13 protein-coding genes are annotated in these 12,309 nt (G+C 55.7%); 8 read left to right on the top strand and 5 right to left on the bottom strand.

Annotated features, from left to right (window positions below):
* Window positions 1-133: 133 nt before the first annotated feature.
* The 4 genes from EVJ32_RS05740 to EVJ32_RS05725 all read right to left on the bottom strand — a co-directional run bounded on the left by EVJ32_RS05740 (window position 134) and on the right by EVJ32_RS05725 (window position 3,371).
* On the bottom strand, window positions 134-910 hold the full coding sequence (locus tag EVJ32_RS05740; protein WP_070327686.1) for an NUDIX domain-containing protein: 777 nt from the start codon (window positions 908-910) through the stop codon (window positions 134-136).
* 125 nt (window positions 911-1,035) lie between these two features.
* The gene (locus EVJ32_RS05735) at window positions 1,036-1,617 is read right to left on the bottom strand and encodes a DedA family protein (RefSeq protein ID WP_131457373.1); all 582 of its coding nucleotides are present in this window, start codon (window positions 1,615-1,617) and stop codon (window positions 1,036-1,038) included.
* Window positions 1,618-1,723: 106 nt separating this feature from the next.
* Entirely contained in the window at window positions 1,724-2,263 is a 540-nt protein-coding gene (locus EVJ32_RS05730) for a transcription repressor NadR (RefSeq protein ID WP_070327684.1), read from the bottom strand.
* Complete coding sequence (locus tag EVJ32_RS05725) at window positions 2,241-3,371, bottom strand: cysteine desulfurase family protein (RefSeq protein WP_236639487.1); 1,131 nt, start codon at window positions 3,369-3,371, stop codon at window positions 2,241-2,243. Before EVJ32_RS05725 ends, EVJ32_RS05730 begins: the two co-directional genes overlap by 23 nt.
* Before the next feature lie 95 nt (window positions 3,372-3,466).
* Between EVJ32_RS05725 and EVJ32_RS05720 the strand changes: the two genes are divergently transcribed.
* The 8 genes from EVJ32_RS05720 to yajC all read left to right on the top strand — a co-directional run bounded on the left by EVJ32_RS05720 (window position 3,467) and on the right by yajC (window position 11,008).
* A complete protein-coding gene (locus EVJ32_RS05720; protein WP_236639486.1) occupies window positions 3,467-4,900 on the top strand; it encodes an L-aspartate oxidase in 1,434 nt (477 codons plus the stop codon).
* Complete coding sequence (gene nadC, locus EVJ32_RS05715; protein ID WP_131457369.1) at window positions 4,854-5,723, top strand: carboxylating nicotinate-nucleotide diphosphorylase; 870 nt, start codon at window positions 4,854-4,856, stop codon at window positions 5,721-5,723. The genes EVJ32_RS05720 and nadC overlap by 47 nt, the downstream gene beginning before the upstream one ends.
* Window positions 5,686-6,765 carry a quinolinate synthase NadA gene (nadA, locus tag EVJ32_RS05710; protein WP_131443440.1) on the top strand — a complete coding sequence of 360 codons (1,080 nt, stop codon included), beginning with the start codon at window positions 5,686-5,688 and terminating at the stop codon, window positions 6,763-6,765. Before nadC ends, nadA begins: the two co-directional genes overlap by 38 nt.
* Before the next feature lie 84 nt (window positions 6,766-6,849).
* A complete protein-coding gene (gene ruvA / locus EVJ32_RS05705) occupies window positions 6,850-7,437 on the top strand; it encodes a Holliday junction branch migration protein RuvA (RefSeq protein ID WP_070327680.1) in 588 nt (195 codons plus the stop codon).
* Window positions 7,438-7,447: 10 nt separating this feature from the next.
* Entirely contained in the window at window positions 7,448-8,443 is a 996-nt protein-coding gene (gene ruvB / locus EVJ32_RS05700) for a Holliday junction branch migration DNA helicase RuvB (protein ID WP_071399448.1), read from the top strand.
* An 18-nt stretch (window positions 8,444-8,461) separates the two neighbouring features.
* Entirely contained in the window at window positions 8,462-9,505 is a 1,044-nt protein-coding gene (gene queA / locus EVJ32_RS05695; protein ID WP_131457389.1) for a tRNA preQ1(34) S-adenosylmethionine ribosyltransferase-isomerase QueA, read from the top strand.
* Window positions 9,502-10,647: a tRNA guanosine(34) transglycosylase Tgt gene (tgt, locus tag EVJ32_RS05690; protein ID WP_070327677.1), complete on the top strand. Its 1,146-nt coding sequence runs from the start codon at window positions 9,502-9,504 to the stop codon at window positions 10,645-10,647. Before queA ends, tgt begins: the two co-directional genes overlap by 4 nt.
* An 82-nt stretch (window positions 10,648-10,729) precedes the next feature.
* Window positions 10,730-11,008 carry a preprotein translocase subunit YajC gene (gene yajC / locus EVJ32_RS05685; protein ID WP_070327676.1) on the top strand — a complete coding sequence of 93 codons (279 nt, stop codon included), beginning with the start codon at window positions 10,730-10,732 and terminating at the stop codon, window positions 11,006-11,008.
* Between the two features lie 26 nt (window positions 11,009-11,034).
* On the opposite strand, the gene EVJ32_RS05680 is transcribed toward yajC, so the two are convergent.
* A complete protein-coding gene (locus EVJ32_RS05680; protein ID WP_131457367.1) occupies window positions 11,035-12,189 on the bottom strand; it encodes an FAD-dependent oxidoreductase in 1,155 nt (384 codons plus the stop codon).
* Between the last annotated feature and the right edge of the window lie 120 nt (window positions 12,190-12,309).

Genomic DNA, 12,309 nt, shown 5'->3' with positions numbered 1-12,309 from the left:
TCGCCCCTATCTGTTTAGTCCGAAATGCGTGAACGAACCCATAAAAATGAGAAGAGGCCACCGTTAGCGAACAAGTCGCTCCCGGTGGCCTCTTTCTTATAAATCTACTGAGTTATGTCCCAGCCTCTTTTGTTTAGACGGTATGGTGGCGCTCGACGCGCTCGAGCAACTCGTAAGGACGAACCTTGTAGATTGCGTGCGGGATGTACGTCGGGTCGATCGCATCAATGAGACGCATCTGGAAGTGGTCACGTTTGATGTAGTCCGACACGTTCGACGCATCGATCGGGAAGAATCCGACCTCATGTGTCTCGCCTGCTTGCGGACGAAGGTCGCCCGAGACGTAACGCCCATGGAACGAGACGCAGAGGACGCGTGACGACACGTTTTGATAGATCCCGATGATGCCGTCGATCTCGATGTCGGCCCCGGTCTCTTCTTTCACTTCACGATGGATCGCATCGATGATCGATTCGTGTTCTTCGACCTGTCCGCCCGGCATCTCGTACGTGTCGCTCCGGTGCGTGTTTTTGACGAGCAGCACCTCGCCGTCATCGTTCGTGATGTAGGCGGTCACGGAGACGATCGTGCGCGGCGGGGTGTAGTGCCCGGTCGGCATCATGAACTCTTCGCTCGACTTGATGTACAAGTCTTTCCCGAGACGGGCCCGCTTCTTCATCGCCTCGCGACGGAGTGCGCTCGAGCGGTAATCGCGTTCGACTTGTTCGTAGTGCTCACGGTCGCGGTATTCCCAAAGTGCCATGACCTCGGTTTGGTCCTCGGTCACCCAACGGCCGACGAGCCGTGCGCCGTGCGATACCTGAATCGGATACAGGTATGTATGGAAAAACTCAGTGAATTCTTGCAAGCGTTCGGGACGGATCGTATACGTTTTTCGACGATGGAACATGAAAATTCCTCCTTTGACGGTTGCTGTCTCTGTGCTTTAGAAATAGATTGATTTCCTCACTATGACGTATTCGCCATACGTATCAGTTTACCCTCTATTTAAAAAAAGTCAGCCCGAACTTTTGTTCAGGCTGACTTTTTCATGAAGTTCGGATGTGAGCGGACATAGCGGGCGACAAAGAAGATGCCGATGCCGAGACCGATATAAGGAAACAGGCCGTGTGTGTATTCGCCGATATATCGCCAATTACTGCCAAGCATCATGCCGACTTTGACGAAGACGAACGACCAGACCGCGAAGACGATCGTTGTCATCGTCAGGAATTTACGGAACGACAACCGCATCACGCCGGCGCTGATGGCGAACAATTGACGCCAAATCACGCTGAGGCAGACGATCCACGCCCCGTACTTCTCAAACCACGACTCGGCTTGAAGCTGTTTCTCCTGCTTGATCCGAAACGAGCGATACAATCGCAGGGCGACCGGTCGTCCGCCGTAGCGGCCAATCCCATACAATGCGACCTGGGTCACGACGAAAGCCGACCAAGCGAGCAAAAAGATGAACAGGAATGACGCGTCAAGGGAATCGACGAGATAACCGCCGTATGCGAGGACGAGCTCGTTTGGGATGACTTGGATGAAGATGCCGAGCGGGATACTGAAGACGCCGCATCCGGCCAAGAGTTGCTCGAGGAAGTGCCACATGACAGATCACTCCTTTCAATACGTAGTAGGGAATTTGTTCCATCCATCAGTATAACGGACAAACTAGGAAAGCAAAAGAAAAGATGTCACAAAGGCGTGACATCTTTTAGTCGAGTTCGGAAACGAGCACGCCGAGGCGCTCAAGTTCGGAGACGGCGGCATCAATCGCGTCCGCACTGTCGGCTTCGAGCGTGTGAATGTGCAGCCCACCCGTCAAATGGGACAGTGGGGCAGCCTGGTTGGCCTCGACGCGTTCGAGGAAGGCCCGGACGTCGCGCCGGCTCTTCACCATCAACTGACCAGTCAGCGACCCGTAGACGGGGTGGTCGATGATGACGTCACGAATCGTGACACCTTCGTCGACGATGGCGTTCATCTCGGCTTCCATGTCCTCGGCTTCGTGCCGACAGACGACTTTTCGTGTGTAGGCGGACGGTGACGCCTCGCCGGGTAGATAGACGTAGCCGCGGGCGGTCGCGACGATTTGGTGGCCTTTCGCCTTCAAGAGCGACAAGTCTTGGACGATGACTTGGCGGCTGACGGCGACACGGCGGGCGAGCTCGGAACCGGTGATCGGTTCCGTACTCGCTTCAATCAATTCCAATAAAGTGCGCCGGCGTTCTTCACCGGCTAAACGTTTGTTCATGGTGTTCAACTCTCCTTGCTAAAGTGGCGATGGCATCGGCGAGTGCCGCCGTGGCTTCGGCGGTTGTCTGTTCGCCGAAGGAAATCCGGACGAGCCCGTGGCAGGCGCTCGTCTCATAGCCGAGTGATTCGAGCATGCGGTTCGGTCCGTTTTGACCGGCCCGGCAAGCCGAACCGGCTGACACTTGGAAGCCGAGTGCGTCGAGTTCGGTCATCCACCATTGGCCGTCCCGTTTGTCCGAGACGAATGAGAGGATGGCCGGACTTTGGTCGTCGAACTCGAGCCAGTCAACATGTGACGATGTCTTCTCTTTCAAGATAGCACGAAACGCTAAGAAATTTCTTTCGTGACGTGTCCGATTCTCGTGCCGATTGGTGAACGCCTTGACGAACGCAGAGATGCCGGGCACGTCGATCGTCCCGGGACGGATGCCGTACTGATGGTGACCCGGGTAGTAGGGGGGAGGCAATAGACGTTCCATATAGAGACCGCCGACCCCTTTCGGCCCGCCGACTTTATGGGCGCTGAACGAGTAAGCGTCGATCCCGTCGACAGAGACCGGTATTTTTCCGAGCGCTTGTACTCCGTCGATATGGAGCAGTACTTTCTTATATTTAAGTTTACAGAGGATGTTATGGAGCGGCAAAACCCAGCCGGTGTCCGAGTTGACGTGCTGAAACGTGACGAGTCCGATATCACGATCGAGCAAGTGGAGGAACTTGTCGTGGTCGAACTGGCCGTCTTTCAGCTTGAGGCGATGGACGATCACACCTTCAGCTTCCCATTCGTCGAGGAGGAGCGAGACCGAGTCGTGCTCTTGCCAGGACGTGATGACCTCGCTGCCTTTCATGCGTTTGCGCAGACTCGTCAGCGCGATGTAATTGCTTTCCGAGCCGCTCCCGGTAAACAACAGCTTCCCTCTCAGCATATCGAGACCGAGCGCCTGCTTGACGAGCCGGCGCGCCTCTGTCAAATAGTCCTCGGCTATGAACCCATGCGTATGAAGCGACGAGGGATTGCCGGGGACGCCTTTGGCCATGGCGACGTAATGGTCAAGGGCGGCTTGGGTCATCGGATGTGTCGCCGCGTAGTCAAAGTAACCGTTCATCGAAGTATCCCCTTTTCTCATGTTGTCTTCTTCACAAAATTATGCGAAACTAGTTTACAAGTCAACATTACATATGAAATACAGGTGATATACAGATGTCTTTACAGTTAAAACAAGTTGATGTTTTGATTATCGGGGCGGGGTTGGCCGGGGTCACGGTGGCGCTCCATTTGCCGGAGACGTACCGCGTCCTCCTCGTCTCAAAACGTGACGTGACCTCCTCGAACTCTGACCTCGCCCAAGGCGGGATCGCGAGTTCATATTTGGAGCCGTCGAGTCTCGATCACGCACACGATACGCTCGTCGCTTCCAAGATGACGGCGCAAGCGGATCGGGTCGTCACGCTCGTCGAGGACGGCCGTGGTGTCGTTTCAGAGATGGAGCGGTTCGGTGTCGCGTTCGACCGGGACGAGTCCGGGTATAAGATCGGCCGAGAAGGCGCCCACGGGAAACATCGGATCTACCACGTCGGTGGTGACGAGACCGGACGTCATGTGATGACCGCGTTACGGGAACGGCTCCCGCAAAACGTTGAAGTGATGGAGCACGTCTTGATCGACGGACTGACAAAAACGGGCGGACGAGTCGTCGGTGCGACCGGCTTCCAAGGCGACGAACGAATCCATATTCAAGCGGGTGCGGTCGTCTTGGCGACAGGTGGCATCGGCGGGCTCGTCGATTGGACGTCGAACTGTCAAGCCGTGACGGGGGATGGACTCGTCTTGGCGAGCGCTGTCGGTGCCGAACTATCCAACTTGACCGAGATCCAGTTTCATCCGACGCTGCTAGCGGTCGAAACGCCGCACCTCGTGACCGAGGCGCTGCGAGGTGCGGGCGCGGAACTCGTCGATGAGGACGGAAACGCGATGATGCGGCACCATCCGCTAGGCAGTCTGGCGCCCCGTGATGAAGTGGCGGCCGTGCTCACACGTCACTGCGGCCCGGTCTATCTCGATACGAGTCGCGTCAAAGACATTGCGGCCCGGTTCCCGAAATTGTGGGCGACGTGTCAGGCCGAACGGATCGACGTCGCTCGCATCCCGGTCCGGCCGGGTCTGCATTTTCATATGGGCGGGGTGCGGGTCGATGAAACCGGTTCGACGGGTGTGGCCGGGCTTTACGCGGTCGGTGAAGTCGCCGACACGGGTGTTCACGGGATGAACCGCTTGGCGTCGAATTCACTACTCGAATGCTGGGTGTTCGGAAAACGGGTCGCTGCATCGGTGCGACTCGAAGAAAGGCCGTTCACGGTGACTGAAGTGACCGCTTATGAGTTATCGAAGGAGACGTTTCAAGCGTATCGTCGGCGATTAGGCAACTGGCTGACAATCTCGCCTGAGTTTGGAGAAATGAGAAGTTTCTTAGAAAATACCCAACAACTGGCACGGACGAAACACGTGACAAGACAATTGGCAGAACGAACATTACAACTTGAGGCGGGCCGGATTTTAGCACGCGCCTTTATGAGAACGGAGGAGTTCCATGAACAGAACGTTACTGCGCGAACAGCTCACACAATTTCTAAATGAGGATATCGGATTTGGAGACGCCTCGAGCGCGCTCATCGACCCGATCGACGTGGCGACAGCCGTCGTCACCGCCAAGGCGGACGGGGTCTTCTCCGGTGTTGACGTCGTGATGGAACTCGCGGCGATGCAACGGCTCGTCGTCGAACAGTGCCGTGACGATGGGACGGATTTGAAAAAAGGGGACGTCATGTTCGCTTTGCGCGGCAAGACGCGGACGATCCTCGAGACGGAACGGATACTGCTCAACCTTGTGCAACATATGTGCGGCATCGCCACGCTGACAAGGCGCTGTGTCGAGGCGCTCGCCGACCCATCGATCCGGGTCACCGACACACGGAAGACGACGCCGGGACTGCGGATGCTTGAAAAATACGCCGTCCGATGTGGTGGGGGATACAACCATCGGCTGCGTCTCGACGACGCCGTCATGATCAAAGACAACCATATTGCGGCACTCGGGGGCATCACGCAGGCCATCGAAACGGCGAGAACTCAAAACGGGCATACGACACCGATCGAAGTCGAGGTCGAGACGATCGAGCAGTTGCGTGAGGCGATCGCGGCAAGTCCTGACATCATCATGCTCGATAACCGGTCACCGGAAGAGTTGAAGGCGTGGGTTGCGCTCGTGCCGTCCCACATCATGACGGAAGCATCGGGCGGGATCACTGTCGACACAATCGCCGCCTACCGCGGTACGGGCGTCGACGTCATCTCGGTCGGACAGTTGACGAATTCGGTGACGGCTCTCGATTGCAGCTTAAATCTTAAAGGAGGGGTCAAATATGCAGTTACTCGGAACGATGCCAGCACAATACGCTAATATGACGATCGAACAGATGGAAGCACGGATCGAAGCCATTAAAGCACGGCTCGGCAGCCGGCTGTTTCTACCGGCACATCACTATCAAAAGGATGAGGTCGTCCAGTTCGCGGACGCGACCGGAGATTCGCTCCAGCTCGCACGACTCGCCGAACAAATGAATGGGGCCGAGTTTATCGTCTTTTGCGGCGTCCATTTCATGGCCGAGACGGCCGACATGCTGACACGCGACGACCAACTCGTCATCTTGCCGGACATGCGGGCCGGTTGTTCGATGGCGGATATGGCCGATATCGACCAGACCGAGATTGCTTGGGAGGAATTGACCGACTTGTTCGGTGACGACATCATCCCGATCACGTATGTCAATTCGACGGCAGCCATCAAGGCGTTCGTCGGAAAGAACGGCGGTGCGACCGTCACGTCGTCAAACGCACACGACATCGTCCGTTGGGCGCTCGAGACTGGCGAACGGATTATGTTCTTACCAGATCAACACTTAGGGCGCAACACGGCGTTTGATCTCGGTGTACCGCTGGCGGCGATGGCCGTCTGGGACCCGCTTCGTGAGCGTCTCGACTACGAGGGCGACATCGAAGACGTACGGGTCATCCTCTGGAAAGGGCATTGTTCGGTCCACGAGAAGTTCAATGTCGCCCAAATCGAGGCGTTGCGGAAGCATGACCCGGAACGACGCATCATCGTCCATCCCGAGTGTACGTTTGACGTCGTGCAGGCGGCGGACGAGGCCGGGTCGACGTCGTATATCATCGACCAGATCGAGGCGAGCGCTCCGGGGACGAAGTGGGCCGTCGGGACGGAGATGAACTTGGTCAATCGACTAGCAATGACACACCCCGAGCAAGACATCGTCTCCCTCAACCCGTACATGTGTCCGTGTTTGACGATGAACCGCATCGATTTGCCGCATCTGTTGTGGGCGCTCGAGTCGCTCGAGACGGATCCGGTCAACATCATTCGTGTCGATGAGGAAACGACGAAATGGGCAACGCTCGCCCTCGAGCGGATGTTAGCGAGATAACGGACAGGCGATCGCCTGTCCTTTTTTCACGGCGTTTTCTATGGTACAATGAATGCAGTTTTCCTATGAAGAGGAGATAACAAAGTGATTGAATTCGTAAAAGGATCCGTCGCCTACGTGTGTGCGGAATATATAACGTTGGATGTTTCGGGCGTCGGCTACAAAGTACATGTGCCTAACCCGTTTTTTTATCGTGAACAAGACGAACATGTAATCGTGTTTACGCACCATTACGTCAGAGAAGATCAACAGACGCTGTACGGCTTCCGGTCACGCCGGGAGCGGGAACTGTTCAATAAACTGCTCGGCGTCAACGGCATCGGACCGAAAGGCGCGCTCGCCATCGTCGCCTCGGGCGACATGGACGCGTTGATTGACGCGATCGAGACCGAGAACGAGAAGTACTTGATGAAGTTCCCGGGCGTCGGCAAGAAGACGGCCAAACAAATGGCGCTCGATTTAAAAGGGAAGTTGTCAGAGCTCGCACCGGACTATGTGCCGAACACAGGCCTGTTCGCACAAGGCTCGTCAGAACTTGACGAAGCGTGTGAAGCGCTCGCCGCCCTCGGTTATTCGGAACGTGAGATCACACGTGTCCGCAAAGAACTGAATTCAGAAATATTGACGACAGACGCTTACATAAAGCGCGCCCTGCAATTGTTGTTGAAATAAGGAGGAACCTATGGACGAACGATTGTTGTCACAATCCCACCAACAGTATGAAGACTCTGAAGAGTGGAGCCTGCGTCCGCAACGGTTCGAGCAGTATATCGGACAAGAGAAGGCGAAAGGGAACTTATCCGTCTTTATCCAAGCGGCAAAAATGCGAAGCGAGACGCTCGACCACGTCCTCCTTTACGGGCCACCTGGTCTAGGGAAGACGACGCTCGCGCAAATTATCGCCAACGAGATGGGTGTCGGCATCAAGACGACAGCCGGTCCCGCCATCGAACGCCCAGGCGACTTAGCAGCGATCTTGTCGACGCTCGAGCCGGGAGACGTCCTGTTTATTGACGAGATCCATCGGCTCAGCCGGACGATTGAAGAGATCCTGTATCCGGCGATGGAAGACTATTGCCTTGATATCGTCTACGGACAAGGCGAGATGGCACGCAGCGTCCGCATCGACTTGCCACCGTTCACGCTCGTCGGCGCGACGACACGGGCCGGTATGTTGTCGGCCCCGCTCCGTGACCGTTTCGGGGTGACGCTCAAGCTCGAGTATTACGAAGCGCACGAACTCGCGGCCATCGTCAGCCGGACGGCCCAACTGTTCCGACTGTCGATCTCACCGGAAGCGAGCGGCGCGATCGCCAAACGCGCGCGCGGGACGCCACGGATCGCCAACCGGCTGTTGCGTCGGGTCCGCGACTTCGCGCAAGTGGAAGGGACGAAAGAAATCGATCCAGCCATGGCATCGAGTGCGCTCGATCGCCTGCACGTCGACGCCCTCGGGCTCGACGAGGTCGATCATCGGCTCTTGCGGGCCATGGTCGAACGGTTCGGCGGTGGTCCGGTCGGGCTCGAGACGCTCGCCGCGACAATCGGTGAAGACGCCCAGACGATCGAGGACGTCTACGAACCATACTTGTTACAACAAGGCTTCCTCCAGCGGACACCGCGAGGACGCATGATCACACAATACGCTAAGACGCATTTTGGATACGAAGAGGAGTAAATGATGCAAGATATTCAATTGAACGTAAACGACTATGATTTTGACTTGCCAGAAGAACTGATCGCCCAAGTCCCGCTCCTTGATCGGACGAGCTCACGTTTGCTCGTCCTCGACCGGGACACAGGTGACATCGAGCACCGCCACTTCCGTGACGTGCTCGACTATTTACAAGCAGACGACGCGCTCGTCGTCAACGATTCACGTGTCTTGCCGGCCCGTCTGTTCGGGGCGAAGCAAGAGACGGGCGGCAAAGTCGAGCTGCTGCTCTTGAAGCAGACCGAAGATGACGTCTGGGAAGCGCTCGTCAAACCGGCGAAGAAAGTCCGCGTCGGCGCCATCGTCGAATTCGGGAACGGATTGCTCCGGGCCGAATGCGTCGAAGAGCTCCCGGAAGGCGGACGCCGCTTCAAGTTCGAGTATGACGGGATCTTCTATGAGATTTTAGACGAGCTCGGTACGATGCCGCTCCCGCCTTACATCCGCGAACAGCTTGACGATCAAGACCGCTACCAGACCGTCTACGCCCGCGAACGCGGCAGTGCGGCCGCACCGACGGCAGGTCTTCATTTCACAGAAGAATTGCTCGAGGCTGCGCAGGCGAAAGGGGTCAACTTGATCCCGCTCACGCTTCACGTCGGGCTCGGGACGTTCCGCCCGGTCACGGCCGATACGATTGAAGAGCATACGATGCATAGCGAGTACTTTGAACTGTCCGAGCAATCGGCACGGGCGCTCCGTGACGTCCGCGCGAGCGGCGGCCGCGTCTTCGCGGTCGGGACGACGTCGACACGGACGCTCGAGACGATCATGCGCGATCACGGGGATTTCGTCGAGTCATCGGGCTGGACGGACATCTTTATTTACCCGGGCGTCGAGTTGAAGGCGATCGATGGACTGATCACGAACTTCCATCTGCCGAAGTCAACGCTCGTCATGCTCGTCTCGGCGTTCGCGTCACGCGACATCATCTTACACGCCTACCGGACCGCGGTGGAAAACGAATACCGCTTCTTCAGCTTTGGAGACGCGATGCTCATTACGAGGAAGGAAGAAAACAAATGACCAAACATGCAGTCACATACGAACACATCCATACGTGTAAACAATCAGGAGCGCGGCACGGGATCGTCCATACGCCGCACGGCTCGTTCGAGACGCCTGTCTTCATGCCGGTCGGCACGCAGGCGAGCGTCAAGACGATGGCACCTGAACAAGTGAAAGCGATGGGTGCGAACATCATCTTATCGAACACGTACCACCTATGGATTCGTCCCGGACATGAAGTCGTCAAGCAAGCGGGCGGACTTCACAAGTTCATGAACTGGGACGGCGCGATCTTGACGGACTCAGGCGGCTTCCAAGTGTTCTCACTCGCTGACCTGCGTAACATTCAAGAAGAAGGCGTCCATTTCCGTAACCATTTGAACGGGGACAAGTTGTTCTTGTCGCCAGAGAAGGCGATGGAAATCCAAAACGCGCTCGGTGCGGACATCATGATGGCGTTCGATGAGTGCCCGCCGTTCCCGGCGACGCATGAATACATGAAGAAGTCGGTCGAGCGGACGAGCCGTTGGGCCGAACGTTGCCTCGCGGCGCACGAACGTCCGGAGGACCAAGCGCTGTTCGGCATCATCCAAGGTGGCGAGTACGAAGACCTTCGCCGTCAGAGCGCCGAAGACCTCGTCTCACTCGATTTCCCGGGTTATGCGGTCGGCGGTTTGTCAGTCGGCGAACCGAAAGACGTCATGTATCGGGCGCTCGAGTTCACGACACCGTTCATGCCGGAAGATAAGCCGCGCTACTTGATGGGCGTCGGATCACCGGATGCGTTGATCGAAGGTTCGATTCGCGGGATCGACATGTTCGACTGCGTCTTGCCGACACGGATCGCCCGTAACGGCACGCTCATGACGTCTAAAGGTCGCGTGACGATCAAACACGCCAAACATAAGACGGACTTTGGCCCGATCGATGAGAAGTGCGATTGCTATACGTGTAAGAACTATTCACGGGCCTACGTGCACCATTTGATCCGTGCCGATGAGATGTTCGGTCTCCACCTTTGCTCGACGCATAACCTTCATTTCCTCGTGAATTTGATGGAACAAGTCCGTCAAGCGATCCGCGAAGACCGTCTGCTCGATTTCAAAGAAGAGTACTTCGAAGAATATGGATATAACAAACCGAACGCCAAGAATTTCTAATTCTCTGACAGCGATTATGTGACAACGAATCGGTTTCACGGTATAATGAACCTGATATTGAAGGAAAGGGTGAATTCTACAAATGGAAACTCTCGTAGCACTATTACCGATGATCCTTATTTTCGTCGTGTTCTACTTCTTGTTGATCCGTCCACAGACGAAGCGACAAAAGCAAGTACAAACGATGCAAAATGCGCTTGAGCGTGGCGATCATGTCGTGACGATTGGCGGCCTTCACGGTGTCGTCCATCAGATCGAAGACACAGAAGTCACATTGAAATGCGACCAAGCACTTCTCAAGTTCAATCGCAGTGCGATTGCTGAAGTGACGAAAAAAGGAAACTCTTCATTCGCTGAGTAAGCAAATGACGCCTGACCAGTATATGGTCAGGCGTTTTTTCGTGCGGGTAATAGGCGAGGGAGGATACGACGAGCCCCTTCTTGACCGCCGTAGATGGCACGAGCGAACGGACCGACGATCAAGTCGGCGTAAGCGCCAGTCATGTAGAAGTTGTCCGTCCAAGCGAGTGAGGCATCGAGTACCGGTGTGCCACACGGGGTGAGCGGTAAGTCGAGCTGCTCCATGAGCGGCCGTAAAAACGTCTCTTTCGGATGGAGCGGGCGGATCCCCGTGCAGCAGACGATCTCGTCAGACGGTAACGCAATCCCATCGACGACTAACTGGTCACCGTCACGGACCGCTTCTCCAATGATGTGCCGAATTTCACCAAGTTGCACGAGCCGCTTCACTTTCAAGACGAGGTCGTTCGGGGATGTCCCCGGCTTTCGTTCTTGCTTGACGAAGTCACGTTTCTCAATCCAATTTTCTTCCAACTGATGAAAAGCGCGTAACCCCTTTGGACCCATAAAACTGCGGTCGGCGTCGAACTGGCTCACCTCGAGCGGGCGCTTCGTCACGAGCGTGACGTCATGGCCTTTACTATGACGCGATACCGTATAATGTAACGCCGTGATCCCGCCGCCGACGACGGTAACGTTCGATTGTTCCGGCTGATCGTTAGCTGAAAAGACGTGTCGGCATGTCGGGATGTCCGCAAAGCCCGGTAGATGCATCGAGCTCGATTGACCGGTCGAAACGATGACCGTCTCGGCGGTAATCCGTCGAGTTGATGTCGTCACTTCGTAGACGTTGCCGGACCGTTTAATCGAGGAGACAGGTTGATTGCCTAAAAAGCGAGAACGAAGATTAAAGTCCGCAATCACTTGATCACAGTGATCGTTGAACAACGCTAAAGACGGTCGGCCGAACGTATCCTTGAAATGATGAGAGCCATAGTCGTTCGTCGCCGCGAACTGTTTCAACGCGTATGGATTAGACGATATATGATGGACGCGCGTCGAGCGCAAATGTGACATTTCAATATGAGCGGTTTGGGACTTCCAATTCTTGAGTAGTTGATCGTGAGCGTCAATTAGCAGAAGCTCTTCTAACGCACCGCCTTGTTCTAAATAAGATACAGCGAGGGTCATACCGTGAACGCCGGCGCCGATGATTAATACCCGTGTTGACAGATCAGTCATGCTTCCACCTCTTAAATAGTAATAGTTACGATTTGTATCATAGAGTAAGTGTCTGCTTTTTGTCAAACTTCGTCAATCTGTCGAATCATCGACCTCATTTCCAAAAATCAAATTGATTAG

Origin of the sequence: Exiguobacterium sp. SH5S4 (genome assembly GCF_004337045.1) — a bacterium.
GTDB classification, from domain to species: domain Bacteria; phylum Bacillota; class Bacilli; order Exiguobacteriales; family Exiguobacteriaceae; genus Exiguobacterium; species Exiguobacterium aurantiacum_A.
The sequence above is the reverse complement of the archived record's forward strand: the minus strand, read 5'-3'. Positions and strand labels throughout refer to the sequence as shown.